Origin of the sequence: Erwinia sp. MYb375 (assembly GCF_037479175.1) — a bacterium.
GTDB classification, from domain to species: domain Bacteria; phylum Pseudomonadota; class Gammaproteobacteria; order Enterobacterales; family Enterobacteriaceae; genus Erwinia; species Erwinia rhapontici.
On sequence record NZ_JBBGZS010000011.1, the window covers coordinates 100,952 to 120,232 of the forward strand.

The 19,281-nt window shown below is 52.6% G+C and carries 18 protein-coding genes; 10 read left to right on the forward strand and 8 right to left on the reverse strand.

From position 1 onward, the window contains the following. Positions 1-4 precede the first annotated feature (4 nt). Positions 5-1,153: an N-acetylglucosamine-6-phosphate deacetylase gene (gene nagA, locus WH279_RS02925; RefSeq protein ID WP_339454967.1), complete on the reverse strand. Its 1,149-nt coding sequence runs from the start codon at positions 1,151-1,153 to the stop codon at positions 5-7. A gap of 99 nt (positions 1,154-1,252) precedes the next feature. Beyond that, positions 1,253-2,053, reverse strand: a complete 801-nt coding sequence (gene nagB / locus WH279_RS02930; RefSeq protein ID WP_200641556.1) for a glucosamine-6-phosphate deaminase — start codon at positions 2,051-2,053, stop codon at positions 1,253-1,255. 335 nt (positions 2,054-2,388) lie between these two features. Between nagB and nagE the strand changes: the two genes are divergently transcribed. Continuing rightward, positions 2,389-4,335, forward strand: coding sequence for a PTS N-acetyl glucosamine transporter subunit IIABC (gene nagE, locus WH279_RS02935; protein WP_339455223.1), 1,947 nt, complete (start codon positions 2,389-2,391; stop codon positions 4,333-4,335). A 157-nt stretch (positions 4,336-4,492) separates the two neighbouring features. Then, a complete protein-coding gene (gene glnS, locus WH279_RS02940) occupies positions 4,493-6,160 on the forward strand; it encodes a glutamine--tRNA ligase (protein WP_133845560.1) in 1,668 nt (555 codons plus the stop codon). A 53-nt stretch (positions 6,161-6,213) separates the two neighbouring features. Here glnS and WH279_RS02945 read toward each other — a convergent pair whose 3' ends face one another. After that, complete coding sequence (locus WH279_RS02945) at positions 6,214-7,092, reverse strand: LysR family transcriptional regulator (protein ID WP_339454968.1); 879 nt, start codon at positions 7,090-7,092, stop codon at positions 6,214-6,216. A gap of 92 nt (positions 7,093-7,184) precedes the next feature. On the opposite strand from WH279_RS02945, the gene WH279_RS02950 reads away from it, so the two are divergent. The 3 genes from WH279_RS02950 to mtr all read left to right on the forward strand — a co-directional run bounded on the left by WH279_RS02950 (position 7,185) and on the right by mtr (position 10,284). Then, positions 7,185-8,543 carry an MFS transporter gene (locus tag WH279_RS02950; protein ID WP_339454969.1) on the forward strand — a complete coding sequence of 453 codons (1,359 nt, stop codon included), beginning with the start codon at positions 7,185-7,187 and terminating at the stop codon, positions 8,541-8,543. After that, entirely contained in the window at positions 8,531-8,920 is a 390-nt protein-coding gene (locus WH279_RS02955) for a hypothetical protein (RefSeq protein WP_339454970.1), read from the forward strand. The genes WH279_RS02950 and WH279_RS02955 overlap by 13 nt, the downstream gene beginning before the upstream one ends. Before the next feature lie 116 nt (positions 8,921-9,036). Continuing rightward, entirely contained in the window at positions 9,037-10,284 is a 1,248-nt protein-coding gene (mtr, locus tag WH279_RS02960; protein WP_339454971.1) for a tryptophan permease, read from the forward strand. A 104-nt stretch (positions 10,285-10,388) separates the two neighbouring features. Here the strand turns inward: mtr and fur are convergent, their stop codons facing one another. From fur to ybfF, 4 genes are all read right to left on the reverse strand, one after another. Continuing rightward, positions 10,389-10,832, reverse strand: a complete 444-nt coding sequence (gene fur / locus WH279_RS02965) for a ferric iron uptake transcriptional regulator (RefSeq protein ID WP_062748415.1) — start codon at positions 10,830-10,832, stop codon at positions 10,389-10,391. Positions 10,833-11,229: 397 nt separating this feature from the next. Beyond that, entirely contained in the window at positions 11,230-11,760 is a 531-nt protein-coding gene (fldA, locus tag WH279_RS02970; protein WP_133845550.1) for a flavodoxin FldA, read from the reverse strand. A gap of 141 nt (positions 11,761-11,901) precedes the next feature. Continuing rightward, entirely contained in the window at positions 11,902-12,183 is a 282-nt protein-coding gene (ybfE, locus tag WH279_RS02975) for a LexA regulated protein (protein ID WP_133845548.1), read from the reverse strand. A 112-nt stretch (positions 12,184-12,295) separates the two neighbouring features. Beyond that, complete coding sequence (gene ybfF / locus WH279_RS02980; RefSeq protein WP_339454972.1) at positions 12,296-13,060, reverse strand: esterase; 765 nt, start codon at positions 13,058-13,060, stop codon at positions 12,296-12,298. Between the two features lie 261 nt (positions 13,061-13,321). Here ybfF and seqA point away from each other — a divergent pair, with 261 nt between their 5' ends. Further along, entirely contained in the window at positions 13,322-13,873 is a 552-nt protein-coding gene (gene seqA, locus WH279_RS02985; RefSeq protein WP_339454973.1) for a replication initiation negative regulator SeqA, read from the forward strand. 24 nt (positions 13,874-13,897) lie between these two features. After that, positions 13,898-15,538: a phosphoglucomutase (alpha-D-glucose-1,6-bisphosphate-dependent) gene (gene pgm / locus WH279_RS02990; protein WP_200641565.1), complete on the forward strand. Its 1,641-nt coding sequence runs from the start codon at positions 13,898-13,900 to the stop codon at positions 15,536-15,538. Positions 15,539-15,583: 45 nt separating this feature from the next. On the opposite strand, the gene kdpE is transcribed toward pgm, so the two are convergent. Beyond that, complete coding sequence (gene kdpE / locus WH279_RS02995; RefSeq protein WP_200641566.1) at positions 15,584-16,267, reverse strand: two-component system response regulator KdpE; 684 nt, start codon at positions 16,265-16,267, stop codon at positions 15,584-15,586. A gap of 292 nt (positions 16,268-16,559) precedes the next feature. Between kdpE and WH279_RS03000 the strand changes: the two genes are divergently transcribed. From WH279_RS03000 to phrB, 3 genes are all read left to right on the forward strand, one after another. Beyond that, positions 16,560-16,766, forward strand: a complete 207-nt coding sequence (locus WH279_RS03000; RefSeq protein WP_133845539.1) for a YbfA family protein — start codon at positions 16,560-16,562, stop codon at positions 16,764-16,766. A gap of 109 nt (positions 16,767-16,875) precedes the next feature. After that, on the forward strand, positions 16,876-17,832 hold the full coding sequence (locus WH279_RS03005; protein ID WP_339454974.1) for a YbgA family protein: 957 nt from the start codon (positions 16,876-16,878) through the stop codon (positions 17,830-17,832). Positions 17,833-17,846: 14 nt separating this feature from the next. Further along, positions 17,847-19,280 (forward strand): deoxyribodipyrimidine photo-lyase, encoded by a 1,434-nt coding sequence (gene phrB, locus WH279_RS03010; protein WP_339454975.1) that lies wholly within the window; start codon positions 17,847-17,849, stop codon positions 19,278-19,280. Position 19,281 lies beyond the last annotated feature (1 nt).

Genomic DNA, 19,281 nt, shown 5'->3' on the forward strand with positions numbered 1-19,281 from the left:
ATATCTACTCGCTTAAGACCTCGTTACCATTAACGATGGTCCGGGTGATTTTGTAATCGCGGGTGAACACCGTCAGATTAGCCACTTTCCCGGCTTCAATTGACCCTAAATGCGTGTCTACCCCCATTGCGCGGGCCGGATAAAGTGTTGCCATACGCAGCGCCTCGTCAAGGGAAATGCCCACGTGTTCGACGCTGTTTGCGACAGCTTCAATCATAGTTAGCGCAGATCCGCTCAGAGTGCCGTTCTCATCAACACACAGCCCGTTGCGATAGTATATTGTTTTACCAGCAAAAATGAACCGATCAATAGAAGCACCCGCTGGTGCCGTGGCATCGGTAACGAGGATCAGTTTGTCGCCTTTGATTCGTTTAGCATTGCGAATGTTAGCGTAATGGACATGTAAACCGTCGGCGATGATACCGCACCAGACATCCGGTGAATCAAACAACGCACCGATTAATCCAGGTTCACGACCGCTGGTGGTCGGCATAGCGTTATATAAATGCGTGGCAAAGGAGACCCCGGCATCAATCCCGGCAAGCGCTTCGTCATAAGTACCGTGGGAATGGCCCGCAGAGATGATAATCCCGGCATCACGCAGTTGACGAATAACCGCGGCGTCTACTTTTTCTGGCGCGAGGGTAATCTTACTGATGACATCGGCGTTGGCACACAGGAAATCGACCAGCGCATTATCCGGAGCACGGATGAGCTCCGGATTGTGGGTGCCTTTTTTCAACGGATTGAGCCAGGGGCCTTCCAGATGCAGGCCGAGCGCCTGGTTGCTGTTCTGCGCCAGCCAGGCACGCATCACTTCAACGGCACGTTTCATCAGCTCATCGGTGCTGGTGATAAGCGTAGGCAGAAAGCTGGTGCAGCCTGACTTCTCATTGGCTTTCTGCATGATTTGCAGGGTTTCTACGCTGATCGCTGAAATATCATCGTTAAACTGCACGCCGCCGCAGCCATTCAGCTGCAGGTCAATAAAGCCAGGGGCAATAATCGCACCGCCGACCTGACGAGTTTCAATGCCAGCGGGCAGATCCTCTAGCGGGCAGATACGGTCGATCAGGCCATTGGCAACCACGACTGCATGCCGATCGAGGATTTTATGGCCTGTATAGATGCGGCCCTGGGTTAATGCGTACATAGTAGTTCTCCTGACTTTCCTGATATTTCTTGTCCTGCCGGCAGGGCGCTAACCCTCCGGCTGGCACCGGTCTGAAATGACGACAGCGACCAGGGATGATCACAGATCTTTAATATTTCCAGCTTCCATCTCGCGGAAATACTTCACGGTTTTCATCTTCAGCTCCATCGTGGAGGGTTCATCACACACCACGACCGCTTTCGCGTGCAGCTGCAAACAGCTGATGGTCCACATATGATTCACGTTGCCTTCTACTGCGGCTTGCAGCGCCTGAGCTTTCAGATGACCCGTGACCAGAATCATCACTTCTTCTGCATCCAGCAATGTACCCACACCCACCGTCAGGGCATATTTTGGCACCTGGTCGACGTCGCCACCAAAGAAGCGTGAGTTGGCGATGCGGGTATCGTGAGTCAGCGTTTTAATACGGGTACGAGACGCCAGAGAGGAAGCGGGTTCGTTAAAGGCAATGTGTCCGTCATTTCCTACGCCACCCATGAACAGGTGAATTTTGCCGTAAGAACGGATTTTTTCCTCATATTGGCGACATTCTGCGTCAATATCCGGTGCATTACCATTAAGAAGGTTGATGTTTTCACTTGAAATATCAACATGATCAAAAAAGTTACGATACATAAAACTGTGGTAACTTTCCGGGTGCTCTTTCGGCAGGCCGACATATTCATCCATATTGAAGGTCACAACATGCTTGAAGCTGACCTGGCCCGCTTTGTGCATATCAATAAGATGTTTATAGGCTTCCAGCGGTGTGCCGCCAGTGGGTAAGCCCAGGACAAACGGACGATCGGCAGTAGGATTGAACGCATTGATGCGATTAACAATATGGCGTGCCGCCCATTTTCCGACCTGGGCTGGTGTTGCCAGAGGAATCAGTCTCATGTTGCACCTCGTATATAAGCAGAGTTAGGTATTAAGTTAAAACGGTGCTCTGTTGTTGTTCTGGTAAGCGTAACGCGATTACCATCTTGCAACAGAGGGATTTGTCCGCTTTGATTTTTCGAATCATAAAATAAGTTTGTGCTGTTGACCAGCCATATGCTAAGAATAATGCGTTTTTAGGTGATTTTAATCACATATATGGCGATTTAATTTGCGAAGCGAATTAATTTTTTTTTACACTTCGTTTCGTGGTGTGTAGTGTCGGGCTGACAAAAAAAACCGTGAAAAAAAACAGACGGTTTTTGCCGCCTTAACGGGTCTCATAGGGGGAAATGGTGAATATTTTAGGATTCTTTCAAAGATTAGGGCGGTCGTTACAGCTGCCAATAGCCGTGCTGCCTGTCGCTGCACTGATGCTGCGCTTCGGCCAGCCTGATTTACTCAATATGCCGTTTATTGCACAGGGCGGCGGGGCCATTTTTGACAACCTCGCACTGATTTTTGCTATCGGTGTGGCGTCGACCTGGTCTAAAGACAACGCCGGTGCTGCCGCGTTGGCTGGTGCTGTGGGTTATTTTATTCTGACCAAAGCGATGGTGACCATCAACCCAACGGTCAATATGGGGGTGCTGGCGGGGATTATCACGGGCCTGATTGCCGGTATGACCTACAACCGCTGGGCTGACATCAAACTGCCTGACTTCCTGAGCTTCTTTGGCGGTAAACGCTTCGTACCTATCGCGACGGGCTTTTTCTGTCTGGTGCTGGCGGCGGTGTTTGGTTATGTCTGGCCTCCGGTTCAGGCGGCAATTCATTCCGGCGGTGAGTGGATTGTCTCTGAGGGGGCTTTCGGTGCGGGTATCTTCGGTTTCGTTAACCGTCTGCTGATCCCAACCGGTTTGCATCAGGTACTGAACACGATTGCCTGGTTCCAGATTGGTGAGTTCACCAATGCGGCCGGTGCTGTGGTCCATGGTGATATCAACCGCTTCTATGCGGGTGACGGCACGGCAGGGATGTTTATGTCCGGGTTCTTCCCGATCATGATGTTTGGTCTGCCGGGTGCTGCACTGGCGATGTATCTGGCTGCACCGAAAGCACGCCGTCCAATGGTTGGCGGTATGCTGCTTTCTGTTGCGGTGACCGCATTCCTGACGGGGGTGACCGAGCCGCTGGAATTCCTGTTTATGTTCCTGGCACCGATGCTGTATCTGATCCACGCCTTGCTGACGGGTATCAGTCTGTTTGTGGCGACAACGCTGGGTATTCATGCCGGGTTCTCTTTCTCTGCGGGCGCCATCGACTATGTATTGATGTATAAATTGCCTGCGGCCAGCCAGAATGTGTGGTTGCTGCTGGTGATGGGGCTGGTGGCCTTTGTGGTCTACTTCGTTCTGTTCAGCGCAGTGATCCGTATGCTCAATCTGAAAACGCCAGGCCGCGAAGATGAAGGCGACCTGCTGGTAAAAGATGAAGCGAACAGCAATACCGAAGAGGGCCTGGCAGACCTGTCCCGCCAATATATTGGTGCGATTGGTGGCTCGGATAACCTTAATGTTATTGATGCCTGCATCACTCGCCTGCGTCTGTCCGTTAAAGATGCATCGCTGGTGAATGATGCACAGTGTAAACGCCTGGGGGCTTCCGGGGTGGTGAAACTGAACAAGCAGACCATTCAGGTGATTGTGGGTGCGAAAGCAGAATCCATCGCCGAAGAGATGAAAAAGCAGATTGCCAAAGGCCCGGTTGCTGCCGCAGCGGCGAGCCCGAAACCTGTTGCGCCAGTCGCCGCTCCGCAGGCAATACCGAATGCGGCTAAAAGGGTGATCGGTACACTGGTTGCACCGGTTAGCGGTAAGGTTGTTGCCATTGACCAAGTGCCTGATGAAGCCTTCGCCAGCAAAGCCGTGGGCGACGGCCTCGCCATCTTGCCAACCGGCAGCACCGTTGTCGCTCCGGCTTCCGGTACGCTGGTGAAAATCTTCAATACCAACCATGCGTTCTGTCTTGAAACTGAAAACGGCGTCGAAATTGTAGTGCACATGGGGCTGGATACGGTCGCCCTGGAAGGGAAAGGGTTTACGCGTCTGGCTGAAGAAGGCTCAACGGTAGTGGCGGGTCAGCCAGTACTGGAAATGGACCTTGTCTTCCTGAATGCGAATGCCCGTTCGATGATCAGTCCGGTGGTGATCAGCAACATTGATGATTTCGCGGGATTAACGCTGCTGGCCGGTGAAACCGTGGTAGCGGGTGAGACCCGAATCGTTGAAATTAATGGCTAACACCGTCGACTGATGCGACTGTGACAGGGCGGGAAGCGATTCCCGCCCTTTTTTTATGTGATTCCCGCAACAAACGGTTGTTTCCCCTCTCTGCTTTGTGGATCATACTCCGTTATTTCATAGCTAATTTAAGCCATGCACTATTGAGGAAATTGAGATGAGTGAGGCTGAAGCCCGCCCAACTAACTTTATTCGTCAGATCATCGACGAAGATCTGGCGAACGGCAAGCACAGCTCAGTGCATACCCGCTTCCCGCCTGAGCCGAATGGCTATCTGCATATTGGTCATGCGAAATCGATCTGCCTGAACTTTGGCATCGCGCAGGATTATCAGGGGCAGTGCAACCTGCGCTTCGATGACACCAACCCGGTGAAAGAAGATCTGGAGTTTGTTGAGTCGATCAAGCGCGATGTGCAATGGCTGGGTTTCACGTGGAGCGGTGAAGTACGCTACTCATCTGATTATTTTGAACAGCTGCATAACTATGCTGTGGAACTGATCACCAAAGGGCTGGCTTATGTTGACGAACTGTCGCCTGAGCAGATCCGTGAATACCGTGGCAGCCTGACGTCAGCGGGTAAAAACAGCCCCTACCGCGATCGCAGTGTGGAAGAGAACCTGGCGCTGTTTGCCAAAATGCGTGCCGGTGGCTTTGCCGAAGGCACTGCCTGCTTACGCGCCAAGATCGATATGGCTTCCAACTTTATCGTGCTGCGCGATCCGGTGATTTACCGTATTAAATTTGCTGAACATCATCAGACCGGTAACGCCTGGTGCATCTATCCGATGTACGACTTCACCCACTGCATCTCGGATGCGCTGGAAGGCATTACTCACTCCCTGTGTACGCTGGAGTTCCAGGACAACCGTCGTCTGTACGACTGGGTGCTGGATAACATCACTATTCCCGTTCACCCGCGTCAGTATGAGTTCTCCCGTCTGAATCTCGAATACGCCATTATGTCTAAGCGTAAATTGAGCCAGCTGGTGTCTGAGAATGTGGTGGAAGGCTGGGACGATCCGCGCATGCTGACTGTTTCTGGTCTGCGTCGCCGTGGTTACAGTGCTGAATCTATCCGTGAGTTTTGCCGCCGTATCGGCGTGACAAAACAGGATAATATCGTTGAGATGGCTGCGCTGGAATCCTGTATTCGTGACGACCTGAACGAAAATGCACCGCGCGCGATGGCGGTGATGGATCCGGTTAAAGTGGTGATTGAAAACCTGCCTGCGCATCATGACGAGATGATTAGCATGCCGAATCATCCGAACAAGCCAGAAATGGGAACACGTGAAGTGCCGTTCAGCCGTGAGATCTATATCGACCGCGCTGATTTCCGTGAAGAAGCGAACAAGCAGTACAAACGTCTGGTGCTGGGTAAAGAAGTCCGCCTGCGTAACGCCTACGTGATCAAAGCTGAGCGTGTGGCGAAAGATGACGAAGGCAACATTACCTGCCTGTTCTGTACCTGCGATGTGGATACCCTGAGCAAAGATCCGGCTGACGGCCGTAAAGTGAAGGGCGTGATCCACTGGGTATCGGCTGTTCATGCGCTGCCAGCGGAGTTCCGTCTTTATGATCGCCTGTTCAGCGTGCCGAACCCGGCAGCGGCAGAAGACTTCCTCGCCAGCATCAACCCGGATTCTTTAGTGATCCGCCAGGGCTTTGTTGAGCCGGGTATGCAGCAGGCGGAAGCCTCTGCGCCGTATCAGTTTGAGCGCGAAGGTTATTTCTGTGCCGATAGCGTGTATTCCAGTGCCAGCAATCTGGTGTTTAACCGCACCGTAGGCCTGCGTGATACCTGGGCAAAAGTGGGCGAGTAAGCCGCTATTTGCTGATAAAAGGCCGCCGATGCGGCCTTTTTTTCGTCTGCTACTTATAATTCGGCACACAGATAATCAATAAACATCCGCGTTTTACGCGGCAGAGCGGTGCGGGTGGCAAAGACAGCGCTGACGGGCTGTACCGGTAGCTGCCAGTCATTGAACAGAAGCTGTAATTCTCCGCTGGCCAGATCGTCTGTCACCAGCCATTCAGGCAGCACCGCCACGCCCATTCCGGCCAGTGCCATCTGGCGCATAATCTGCGCAGAATTGGCGCTGTAACGTGCTTCGCTTTTCACGTCACAACGATCCTGCCCGCACTGGAAATGCCAGCGGCCGGGATGGGGGAGATTACTGTTGTGTATCCATGGCAGGGTGGCCACCTCGCTAAGCTGTTGCAGCGGATAGCGTGCCATCAGCAGCGGCGAAGCCACCAGTACAATCCGGTATTCCCCCAATTTGCGGCTCTTTAGCGAGGAGTCGCGCAGTGTGCCGAGGCGGATTGCCACATCCAGTTTGTTGCTCACCAGGTCGTCAAGCGAGGCACCGACGTTATAGCTCAGAGTCAGACCGGGGTGACGCTGGCAAAAACGGGCTACGGGTGGCATCAGGAACTGCTGGCCATACTCCCAGGTGGAGGTGATACGCAGTTCCCCCGATAGCGGCTGGCTGTCATCGGTGATGCGACTGACGGCAAGGTCGATATCGCAGAAGATCCCCTTAAAATCCTGGTAGAGCTGGCTTCCGCTCTCTGTCAGCGCCAGGTTACGGGTATTGCGCGTCAGCAGGGCGACGCCGAGTACCTGTTCCAGTGTCTTAATATGCATGCTGACCATCGCCTTACTTAAGCCGAGATTATCGGCGGCACGGGTAAAACTGCCGCTTTCCACGACCGCAAAAAAAGTGTGAATTTTATCCAGTTGAGCATGCATGGGATTGTTTACTTATATTGAACAATCTTTTCACTGTATGCCAGTCGATCTCTGTGGTCAATCGCCGCTATGCTGCGCCCGGAGGTATGACTATGAGCTATCGCTACCGCATAGCAGTAATTTTCCTGCTCGGCTTCTTTATTGATTGTATTAATATTTTTATGTCGGCGATTGCGCTGCCGCAGATGGCGGGTGAACTGAGTATTTCCAGCGGTTCGCTCGGCTGGGTGGCCAACAGCTATATTCTCGGCTTGACGGTGATTATCCCGATCAGCGGCTGGCTTGCCGGGCACTATGGTGCTCGCCGGGTGTTGGTGGCCTCAATGCTGCTGTTCAGCCTGGCTGCCCTGGGCTGCGGTCTGGCAGATACGTTTATCACGCTGGTAATGTGGCGTTTTGTGCAGGGTATGGCGGGAGGGTTGCTCATCCCGGTGGGGCAGGCACTGACATTTAATCTGTTTAAGGGCAAGGAACGAGCAACCATATCGACCCTGATTATGAGTGTGGCGCTGATTGCGCCGGCACTGTCGCCGCTGCTGGGCGGCATGATTGTCGACAGCCTCTCATGGCGCTGGATTTTCTGGTGCAATATTCCGTTCAGCTTGATGGCCGCTGCGCTGGCCGCGCTGTGGGTGCGGCGTGAAACGCGGGTGGCAGTCCGGCCTGATATCCGTGGCATTTTGCTGGTGTGCCTGGCGCTGGCTGCCGTTCTGCTTGGGTTGTCGCAACTTGCGGAGACGGGGTCTCTTATTTCTGCATCGTTATGGCTGCTGGCCGCATTGGGCCTGGCTATCGGCTATTTGCGCCATTACCATCGTCAACCCCAGGCGGTGATTGATTTGAACCTGTTGCGTAATTCCCGGCTAAAGCTGGCGGTGGTCATTTACTACGCCGTGCCGGGCATCTTCACCGGTGTGAACCTGCTCAACATTTTTTATCTGCAACAGTGCCTGCATTTTTCTGCCGAACGCTGTGGAGCATTTATGCTGCTGTATGGTGGCGGGGCACTGGTGGCGATGCTGGTATGTGGTCGTCTTTACCATTGTCTGGGCGCACTGACCCTGTTCAGCTGTGGGTTGGTCTTACATGCAGGCGGCATCGTGCTGCTGGCGCTGGTACAGAGTCCCGAACAGGTGATGCTATTGAATGCGGCTTATCTGCTGATGGGGATTGGCGGTGGAATCAGTGCCAATACGGCACAGACCAGTGCTCTGACTGATTTTCACGATGAGCAGATGACGCGGGCCAGTGTGATATGGAATATTAATCGTCAGCTTTCATTCAGCCTCGGCGCAGCATTCTTTACACTGCTGTTTACGTTGATGAGCCGCCACTATTCTGTTGCTCAGTCTTATCATCAGGTCTTTGTTGTTGCCGCAGTTACCGGCCTGTTCCCCTTGTGGATGATTTATCGCCACGCCCGTCATAAGGATGTTGTATGTCAGCGTTAACCGAAAAAGCCTGTGAAAGTATCATTGTACTCCATCAGCTTATTGAGAAAGTGTTTCACGGCGACGGGAGCTTTGTCCCTGAGCTGTTGCGACATTTTGAACCCGATTTTGTCATGGTCGCGCCCAGCGGAAAAAGTCTGTCGATGGATGAGGTGACTGCGCTGTTCACTCGTCTGGTCGGCGAACGGCAGGGTGTTGCTATCACGATTGAACACTGCAAAGTGATCTCTCAGTTTGGCCAGGAAGTGGCGATCCAGTATCACGAGCTACAACAGCAGGGGGATAATCATACCCACCGTATTTCACTGGCGGTGATTGATTGTGGTTGTACGCCACCTCGCTGGCGCTATTTGCAGGAAACAATGGTGGTCAGTTGATTACTGTACTAGTTCGCGAGTGTGATTCTGTGTAGACTATGCGGCATTCTTGCCGTTCAGCCAGTGGATTATCCCGGTTTATGGCATGTTATTTATTGCATTCGCTAAGGGATTTCATGGCTACACCTGCTTCTGCTGTTCGTTTGCCTTCAACACTCTGGGGGTCGTTGATTATCAGTGGCACCATTATTGGTGCCGGGATGTTCTCGCTACCAGTGGTGATGTCCGGTGCCTGGTTTGCCTGGTCCTCCGCGCTGCTGATCGTGACCTGGTTCTGTATGCTGCTGTCCGGATTACTGTACCTGGAAGCCAGCCTGCATTATCCCGTCGGGGCGAGTTTTGATACGGTCACGCGCGATTTACTTGGGCGTGGCTGGAACCTGATCAACGGTCTGTCAGTGGTCTTTGTTCTGGGGATCCTCACCTATGCGTACATTTCTGCCAGTGGCGCGATTATTCAGCACAGCCTCAACCAGTTAAATGTCGGTATATCGGCGCGTATGGCCGGGCTGCTCTTTACACTATTGGTGGCGCTGTTTATCTGGCTGGGAACAGCGGTTGTCAGCCGGATGACGCTGATTTTTCTCGGCGCGAAGATCCTCACCTTTCTGATGATTTTTGGCGGCCTGCTGTGGCATGTTCAGCCGGCTATTCTGCTCGACAGCCAGGGAGCCGATCGCGATTATCTGCGATATCTCTGGATAGTGGTGCCGTTTTGTCTGGCCTCCTTCGGCTACCATGGCAACATTGCCGGGTTGACGACTTACTACCATAAGAATGCAGGCCGCGTGAGCCGTTGCCTGATTTACGGCACGCTGCTGGCTCTGATGATTTACTTTATCTGGATCATCGGCACGATGGGCAATATTCCCCGCAGCGAATTTAAAGCGATTGCTGCGCAAGGCGGTAATATTGACGTGCTGGTGGGGGCGTTATCTGGTGTACTGCACAATCGCTCTCTGAATCTGTTGCTGGATATCTTCTCTAACTTCGCCGTTGCCTGTTCATTCCTCGGTGTCAGCCTCGGCTTTTTTGATTACCTTGCCGACTTATTTAAACTGGATAACTCCGCGTCCGGAAGATTAAAAACCACGCTGCTGACGTTTATTCTGCCGCTAACGGCCGCGATGATCTGGCCCAACGGTTTTCTGCTGGCGATCGGTTATGCCGGCCTGGCCGCGACACTTTGGGCTGTTGTCACGCCAGCGCTACTGGCCTGGCAGTCACGTCGGCGTTTTGCCATTTCCACGTGGCGAGTCAGGGGGGGGATGGCACCGATTGTGCTGGTTCTGCTGTTTGGTGCATTGAATGCCGTGGTCTCGTTGCTTTCATATGGTGGCTGGTTGCCGCTCTATACGCGATAGCCTTTGGAGACCGATGGACAGCGTTATAGTCGGGAGGAATCGCTATAACGCAGGCATAAAAAAACCGGTGGCAAGCCACCGGTTTTTACACTGAACAGTGCAGATTATTTGTCGTGCAGAGTCTCGTCTTCACGGCAGTCACCCAGAGAACAATGGCCATAAAGATACAGGCTATGGTTGCTCAGTTTGATACCGTGACGCGTGGCGATTTCACGCTGACGTTCCTCAATGTATTCGTCTCTGAACTCAATAACTTTACCGCAGTCCAGGCAGATCAGGTGATCGTGATGGTGCTGCTGAGTCAGTTCGAAAACGGATTTACCGCCTTCAAAGTTATGACGGGTAACGATCCCCGCATCATCAAATTGGTTCAGCACGCGGTAAACCGTGGCCAGACCAATTTCTTCGCCCATATCAATCAGGCGTTTGTACAAGTCTTCCGCACTGACATGATGGCCCTCTGGTTCCTGAAGCACTTCCAGAATTTTCAGTCGGGGAAGCGTGACTTTCAGGCCGGCCTTCTTTAATGCGGTGTTATTGTCAGTCATGCGGATATTGTCCTGTTACTTTGCTAGTCACTTAGTGGCTGAAAAGCCCTGAACATCGGTCGACGCTAAAAGATGAGTGCGTCTCAGTATAGAACTGATACTCCGAAATGAAAACCATAAGGGGTGCCTTAAACCGCATGGGATGTAAGGATAAGTGTCGTTACATCCAGGGAAGCGCACGCCCGAATTAGGTTGGGTTAACATTTCAATCTGCATCATCTTCACCGCTCTTTGGGCGACTCACATCCTCAAAGAGTGGGGCAGGTGCTGAGTAAGCGGGTAACCGATGGGGTTATTGTACAGTTTTGCAGATGAAAGTTACAAACATGTATCTATTACTTCTATAGGAAAAACCACTTACTTGATGTGAGATAGCTCCCACATCAAGCGGCTATGGTTATGCTTCGATGATATCTTTAAGCTGAAGTTCATCAAAAATTTGTTTTACCCACTTTTCAACGCGTTCGTTGGTGAGTTCTGGCTGGCGATCTTCATCAATGGCCAGGCCCAGGAAGTGGTTATCATCTGCCATGCCTTTCGAGGCTTCGAAATGGTAACCTTCGCTCGGCCAGTGACCCACAATCACAGCGCCGTTCGGCTCAATGATGTCGCGGATGGTGCCCATTGCATCGCAGAAATACTCGGAATAGTCTTCCTGATCGCCGCAACCAAACAGTGCAACCAGTTTACCGTTGAAGTCAATTTCTTCCAGCGTTGGGAAGAAGTCATCCCAGTCGCACTGAGCTTCACCGTAGTACCAGGTTGGGATGCCAAGCAGCAGAATATCAAAGGCTTCAAGGTCTTCTTTGCTGCTTTTAGCAATATCACGAACTTCTGCAACATCTTTCCCCAGTTGCTTCTGGATCATTTTTGCAATGTTTTCGGTATTACCTGTATCGCTACCAAAGAAAATGCCGACGAGTGCCATGAGTTTAATAACCTCTTGAATCTTAATGATATGGTGACTGCTGATTTTTTCGCAGATATCGCTAATGATAACAGACCGTCGTGAGCGGATAAATGAGTAATGCTGCCGGTTTTGTCGCTGAGTGCTAAGGTATCCGAACCCTCAGGACGGATGACGTTGCAACTGTTCCAGCAGCATTTCTTCGATCAGTTCGCTGCGGCTGATATTGCGCTCGAAAGCTAACTGATTCAGGACATCAACCGCGTCGCTGTTCATTTTCAGTTCGACACGCTTCAGGCCGCGCACTTTATCGCGCTTGAGCTGATTGCGTTTGTTGATACGCAACTGCTCATCACGCGTCAGCGGATTAGTCTTGGGTCGTCCCGGACGTCGTTCATCTGCAAACAGATCGATCGTTGTGCGGTCCGTGTTCTCTTTTGCCATAGGAATCGTAATACTGAAAGGCTGGATTGCTGATGAATAGGGCCGTTATGCCGTCTGATAATCAGCAGCGGCAAAATTTTAGCGCGCCATCATACCCCAGCGAAAATGGTTTTCACAGCGCTAAAAAACGTCGGATTGCACGTAATACCGCATCGGGTTTCTCAGCATGTACCCAATGCCCTGCGCCAGTGATGACATGGGCCCGCGCCTGCGGGAACTGGGTTAACAGTGCTTCGCGATGCGCGTCGGCCAGATAGGGAGAACGTTCCCCACGGATGAACAGCACAGGATGTGACCAGGGGGCCAACGGTTGCCAGCCAATGATGTTTTCATAACATGCCAGCAGCGCCGGGACGTTGAAACGCCAAACACCCTCGTGGAACGATTTGAGTAGAAACTGGATCACACCTTCTTCGCTGATCATCTGACGCATCAGGGCTGTGGCTTCGCTGCGCGTGGTGATACCGGCCTCAGTCACCGAATTCAGTGCAGCAAAAATATCGTCGTGATGACGCGTGGTGTAGGCCACAGGAGCGATAACAATCACCACGATCTCCTCACCACGACTGGGTGCCAGCGCGGTAATAGCCATGGCGATCTTCCCCCCCATCGAGTGCCCGATCACGCTGAAACGATCGACCTGCATCGCATCAAGGGTGTCCAGGACATCCTGAGCCATTAACGCATAATCCATCTGTTGCGCACGCGGAGACAAACCGTGATTGCGGACATCGAGTTGAATCAAACGACGATCGTCTTTTAATCCCCGGGCCAGTACGCCGAGGTTGTCCAGGCTACCAAACAGACCGTGGATCAATACCAGTGGAAGCCCGTCAGTGGCAGATTGTTCAGATTGCAGGCGAAAATTCAAATTCATAGAGAAAGTTCTTACAGTTGGCACCAAGGCTTAGGGTATCATGGATCCCACAATTTCTGCCGCTGGCGCGAATAGCGGGTATGATCTTTTTGCGGCATATTCCGACTTTTGCCCTGAAACGGGTCTGGCGCTACACCCTGGCGGGATTTAACTTTATAATCCTGATGTTAGAACTGGATCGGCTCAACGTCATGATGGTTGCGTGGATTGTTGTCCCCGAAAGACCGGTTCTGATACTAGCAACAACCGTACTGGATAAAGATGAAAACGATAGAAGTCGACGAAGAGCTATACCGTTATATTGCCAGCCACACTCAGCATATTGGTGAAAGCGCATCCGATATTTTGCGCCGTATGCTGAAGTTCACTGCGGGTCAAACTGCTCCTGTGGCGGCGAATACCTCTGCTGCTGCGGCAGCAAAAGAACCTGCTGCTGCAGGTATTAAATCTGAATCCCGACCGCAGGATCGTGTTCGTGCGGTGCGTGAACTGTTGCTTTCGGACGAGTACGCAGAGCAGAAACGCGCAGTGAATCGCTTTATGCTGATTCTATCGACTTTATACAGTCTGGATGCCAAAACGTTTGGCGCAGCGACTGAGTCTCTGCAAGGTCGTACGCGTGTTTACTTCGCGGGCAACCAGCAAACGTTGGTAGAGAATGGCACCCATACCAAGCCGCAGCATGTTCCGGGCACACCGTATTGGGTGATCACCAACACAAATACTGACCGTAAGCGCAGCATGGTGGAACACATTATGTTGTCGATGCAGTTCCCGGTGGAGCTGACAGAGAAAGTTTGCGGTACCCTCTAACTGAAGCGTCAGGGAGAAGCGCCAATGGCCAATCACCCCCGTGCCGGGCAACCCGCCCAGCAGAGCGATTTGATTAACGTTGCACAATTAACATCTCAATATTATGTCCTGCAGCCTGAACTGGGTAACGCAGAGCATGCGGTGAAATTTGGCACTTCCGGCCATCGCGGTAGCGCAGGCCGTCATAGCTTCAACGAGACGCACATTCTGGCCATCGCGCAGGCGATTGCGGAAGAACGCAAAAAGAACGGTATAACCGGTCCTTGTTTTGTGGGTAAAGATACGCACGCGTTATCTGAACCGGCCATCATCTCGGTATTGGAAGTGCTCACCGCTAACGGTGTTGATGTGATCGTTCAGCAGGATAACGGCTATACGCCAACCCCTGCGATCTCCAATGCGATCCTTGAACACAATAAAACCGGTGGTGCTCAGGCTGATGGTATCGTCATCACGCCTTCACACAATCCACCTGAAGATGGCGGCATTAAATACAATCCACCAAACGGTGGTCCGGCCGATACGAACGTCACGAAAGTGGTGGAAGATCGCGCTAACGCTCTGATCAAAGACAGCCTGAAAGAAGTGAAACGCATAACGCTGGATCAGGCCTGGGCCAGCGGTCACTTGACGGAAAAAGATCTGATCCAGCCTTATATTGAAGGTCTGGCTCAGATCGTTGATATTCCGGCGATCCAGAAAGCCGGTCTGAAGATTGGCGTTGATCCGCTGGGCGGTTCAGGGATTGCCTACTGGCAGCGTATTGCGGAGTTCTACAATCTTGACCTGACCATCGTTAATGATGCTGTCGATCAGACTTTCCGCTTTATGCACCTCGACCACGATGGTGTGATCCGCATGGACTGCTCGTCTGAGTCGGCGATGGCGGGTTTGCTGGCGTTGCGTGACAAGTTCGACCTGGCCTTTGCCAACGATCCTGATTATGACCGTCACGGTATCGTCACGCCTGCGGGGCTGATGAATCCAAACCACTATCTGGCAGTAGCGATTCAGTATCTGTTCCAGCATCGTCCACAGTGGGGCAAAGATGTCGCGGTCGGTAAAACGCTGGTGTCCAGCGCGATGATTGACCGCGTGGTCGACGATCTGGGCCGCAAGCTGGTAGAAGTGCCGGTTGGCTTCAAATGGTTTGTTGATGGTCTGTTCGATGGCAGTTTCGGTTTTGGTGGCGAAGAAAGTGCAGGTGCTTCGTTCCTGCGCTTCGACGGTACGCCGTGGTCAACCGATAAAGACGGGATCATCATGTGTCTGCTGGCCGCAGAGATTACTGCGGTAACGGGTAAGAACCCGCAGCAGCATTATGACGAACTGGCACAGCGCTTTGGTGCGCCGAGCTACAACCGTATTCAGGCATCTGCCACTTCCGCGCAAAAAGCTGCGTTGTCAAAACTGTCCCCGGAAATGGTCAGTGCTGATACGCTGGCGGGGGATCCCATCACCGCACGTCTGACGGCAGCACCGGGTAACGGTGCCTCTATCGGCGGCTTGAAAGTGATGACCAAAAACGGCTGGTTCGCTGCGCGTCCATCCGGTACGGAAGATGCTTATAAAATCTATTGCGAAAGCTTCCTGGGGGCTGAACACCGCGAGAAGATTGAGAAAGAAGCGGTAGAGATTGTGAGTGCGGTACTGAAAAACGCCTGAGATATCAGGCAGTGAAGAGAAGGGCTCACACAGTGAGCCCTTTTTTTATGGCATAAAGCGATAGCCCACACCCGTTTCGGTCAGCAGATGTTGGGGTCTGGCGGGATCGCGTTCAATTTTGTGACGCAGATGCCCCATATAAATGCGCAGATAGTGGCTGTGCTCAACCGCATTCGGCCCCCAGACTTGAGTCAGCAGCTGTCGCTGGGTCATCACCTTACCCGGGTGGTTAATCAGGCTGACCAGCAGGCGAAATTCAATCGGCGTCAGATGCAGATCCGCACCGTCGCGCATCACCCGGCGGGCGGCAATATCCACCGTTACGCTACCAATATTAATTGGCACATCCACGCTGTCGTTACCCTGCTGTGGGCGATGACGCAAGGCGACACGCACTCTTGCCATCAGCTCACCGACACCAAAGGGTTTCGTCAGGAAGTCGTCAGCGCCAGCATCCAGCGCGGTGATTTTGTCCTGCTCATCACTACGGGCCGACAGCACAATCACCGGGATATTGCTCCACTGGCGCATATCACGAATAAATTCTGTCCCATCGCCATCCGGTAGACCGAGGTCAAGTATCACCAGTTCCGGTTTGCGCGTGGCGGCTTCGATTAAACCCCGGCTCAGGGTTTCGGCATCAACCACGCGAAAACCTTCCCCTTCCAGCGCCATGCGCAGGAAACGGCGGATCTCTTTTTCATCTTCAACAATCAGAATTGTGGACACAGAACCTCAGTAGCTAACCGGCGTGACGACGGGAAAAATGATAACAGGGCTAATTTAGCAAAAAGAACGAAGGGCGTCTGTGATTGTTGCGCTCACCCCTGATGTTAAAGAAAGGATATATTTTTCACATTCCAAGGTTAATATTTAACGAATATGTAACCTTCTTTCATTTTTTAGGCGGTTGGTGGTTTTTATTTCGACAAAAGTGGTCGGATCAGTAGTAAAATTACATCTGAAGGCGTATATTTTGTTCAGATTACACACAACCCTTTTAATCATCTCAGGAGGACGTATGAGTCTTTATCATAACTATTCATCTGCTCGGATTTTCATGCGTCGCACTGCGGTGCTGGTTATCGGCATCGCTGCGCTGCCATTTATGCTGTTTCGCGCCGATCGTGCCCGCTTTTACAGTTACCTGCATCGCGTCTGGGTGAAAACCAGCGATCAGCCTGTCTGGCTGGCACAGGCAGAAGCTGCCGGGTGTGATTTCTATTAACTGACCCCGCACTCATAAAATCCCGCCATCTGGCGGGATTTTTTTTGCCTGTTACGCCGTGTTTTGCGCTACACTCAAATCTGTACAAGATATTTGAGGTTGTATAATTATGGGCGATAAAATTCCGGTGGGTATTAGTGCCTGTTTGTTAGGTCAGAAGGTGCGTTTTGATGGCGGCCACAAACGCAATGAATTCGCAGCTGAACATCTGGCGCCCTTTTTACACTTCGAGCCCGTGTGCCCGGAAATGGCTATCGGTTTACCTACACCCAGACCTGCACTGCGCCTGACTGAAGCCGGGGAAGGGGAGGTGTCACTCTGTTTCAGCAACGGACAGGATGCCCCTGTTACAGAAAAAATGGCATCTTTCTCGCAGGAGAAAGTCAGCCAACTACATCATCTGTGTGGCTACATTGTCTGCGCAAAATCCCCCAGCTGTGGCATGGAGCGGGTACGGATTTACCAGCCAGATAATAACAATAACCGCAAAGCCGGAACCGGAGTGTTTACCCGGGAACTCATGGAGCAGATGCCCTGGCTGCCCGTAGAAGAGGATGGCCGCCTGCACGATCCGCTGTTGCGCGAAAATTTCGTTGGGCGAGTCTATGCCCTGCATGAATTTAACCAGCTTTGGCAAAGCGGGCTGACCCGCGCAAAACTGATGGCATTTCATACGCGTTACAAGCTGCTGCTACTGGCACACTCTCAGCCCGCCTACCGTGAAATCGGGCCTTTTGTCGCGAAAATGGATCAATGGGAATCGCTGGAAGATTTTGCAGTAGAGTACCGGCAGCGGCTGATGGACCTGATGAAGCAGGTGGCCTCCCGCAGCAATCACACCAACGTACTGATGCATGTACAGGGCTATTTCCGTCGTGAGCTGACATCGGCCCAGCGTCAGGAGCTTGCCGGGCTGATTGACCACTATCGTCAGGGGATCCAGCCGCTACTGGCACCCATTACCTTACTGAAACACTATATGGCGGAATTCCCGCACCCGTGGCTGGCCGGGCAGCGTTATTTTGCGCCTTATCCGGAAGCACTGCGTCTGCGCTACGGGCATTAATCTCAGGGAGCATCATGGCAACTCATCTGGTCTGGCTACGCAATGACCTGCGTATCAACGATAACTCCGCACTCCATGCAGCCTGCCGTTCAGCGAATGCCCGGGTGATAGCGTTGTTTATCGCCACTCCCGGGCAGTGGGCGCAGCACCATATGGCACCGAAACAGGCGGAATTTATCTGGCAGAGCTTGCTTGACGTCCAGCGCTCACTGGCCAAAAAAGGCATTCCTTTACATATCGCTGAGTGTGACGATTTCACTGCCTCGGTGGCTTTGTTACAGGACTTTTGTCGGGAGCAACGTGTCGACCGTCTGTTCTATAACTATCAGTATGAAGTGAACGAGCGCCAGCGTGATGCAATGGTAGAACGAACGTTGTTTGATCAGGATGTCATGGTGCAGGGATTTGACGATAGCCTGTTGCTGCCGCCCGGCAGCGTGCTGACGGGCAACCGTGAGATGTACAAAGTGTTTACGCCGTTCAGCCGGGCGTTTGTGAAGCGATTGAAAGAGGGATTACCTGAGTGTCTGCCTGCTCCTGATGTCAGGAATGGCGGGGCGATCGATACCCATGATCACTCTTTAACGGCGTTCAATTACCCGCGTGAAGCAGTGGACGCTCGCCTTTTCCCGGCAGGAGAGCGGGAAGCGATTGCGCGATTGCGCGAGTTTTGCCAGCAACCTGTGACGGAGTACCCCGAGCAGCGTGATTTACCCGCCCGTGATGGCACCAGCCGCCTGTCGGTCTATCTGGCGACCGGTGTACTGTCTCCGCGTCAGTGTCTGCACCGGTTACTGAAACAGCACCCACGTGGGCTGGAGGATCAGCAGGTGTTTGTCTGGCTGAATGAATTAATCTGGCGTGAGTTTTATCGTCATCTTCTGGTGGCCTGGCCGTCATTATGTCGGCATCAACCGTTTACACGCTGGACCCGAGGCGTGAAATGGCGGGACGATAAACAGGGGCTGCTGGCGTGGCAACAGGGGAAAACCGGCTATCCGATTGTTGATGCAGCGATGCGTCAGCTCAACAGCCTTGGCTGGATGCATAATCGTTTGCGTATGATTACAGCCAGCTTTCTGGTGAAAGACCTGCTGATCGACTGGCGCGAAGGCGAGCGTTATTTCATGTCGCAGTTGCTGGATGGTGATTTGGCCGCGAATAACGGTGGCTGGCAGTGGGCTGCCTCTACAGGGACCGACGCGGCACCCTATTTTCGCATTTTTAACCCTACCACTCAGGGCGAGCGCTTTGATAAAAGTGGGGAGTTTATCCGTCACTGGTTGCCGGAGTTGCGCGCGGTACCGGAAAAATATATCCATCAGCCGCACGAGTGGGCAAAGAAAAGTCAGCAAAGTCTCGATTATCCGCTGCCGATCGTGGAACATAAACAGGCGCGCCAGCAAACGCTGGATGCCTTTGAAGCAGCACGAAAACAGACGGACTGAT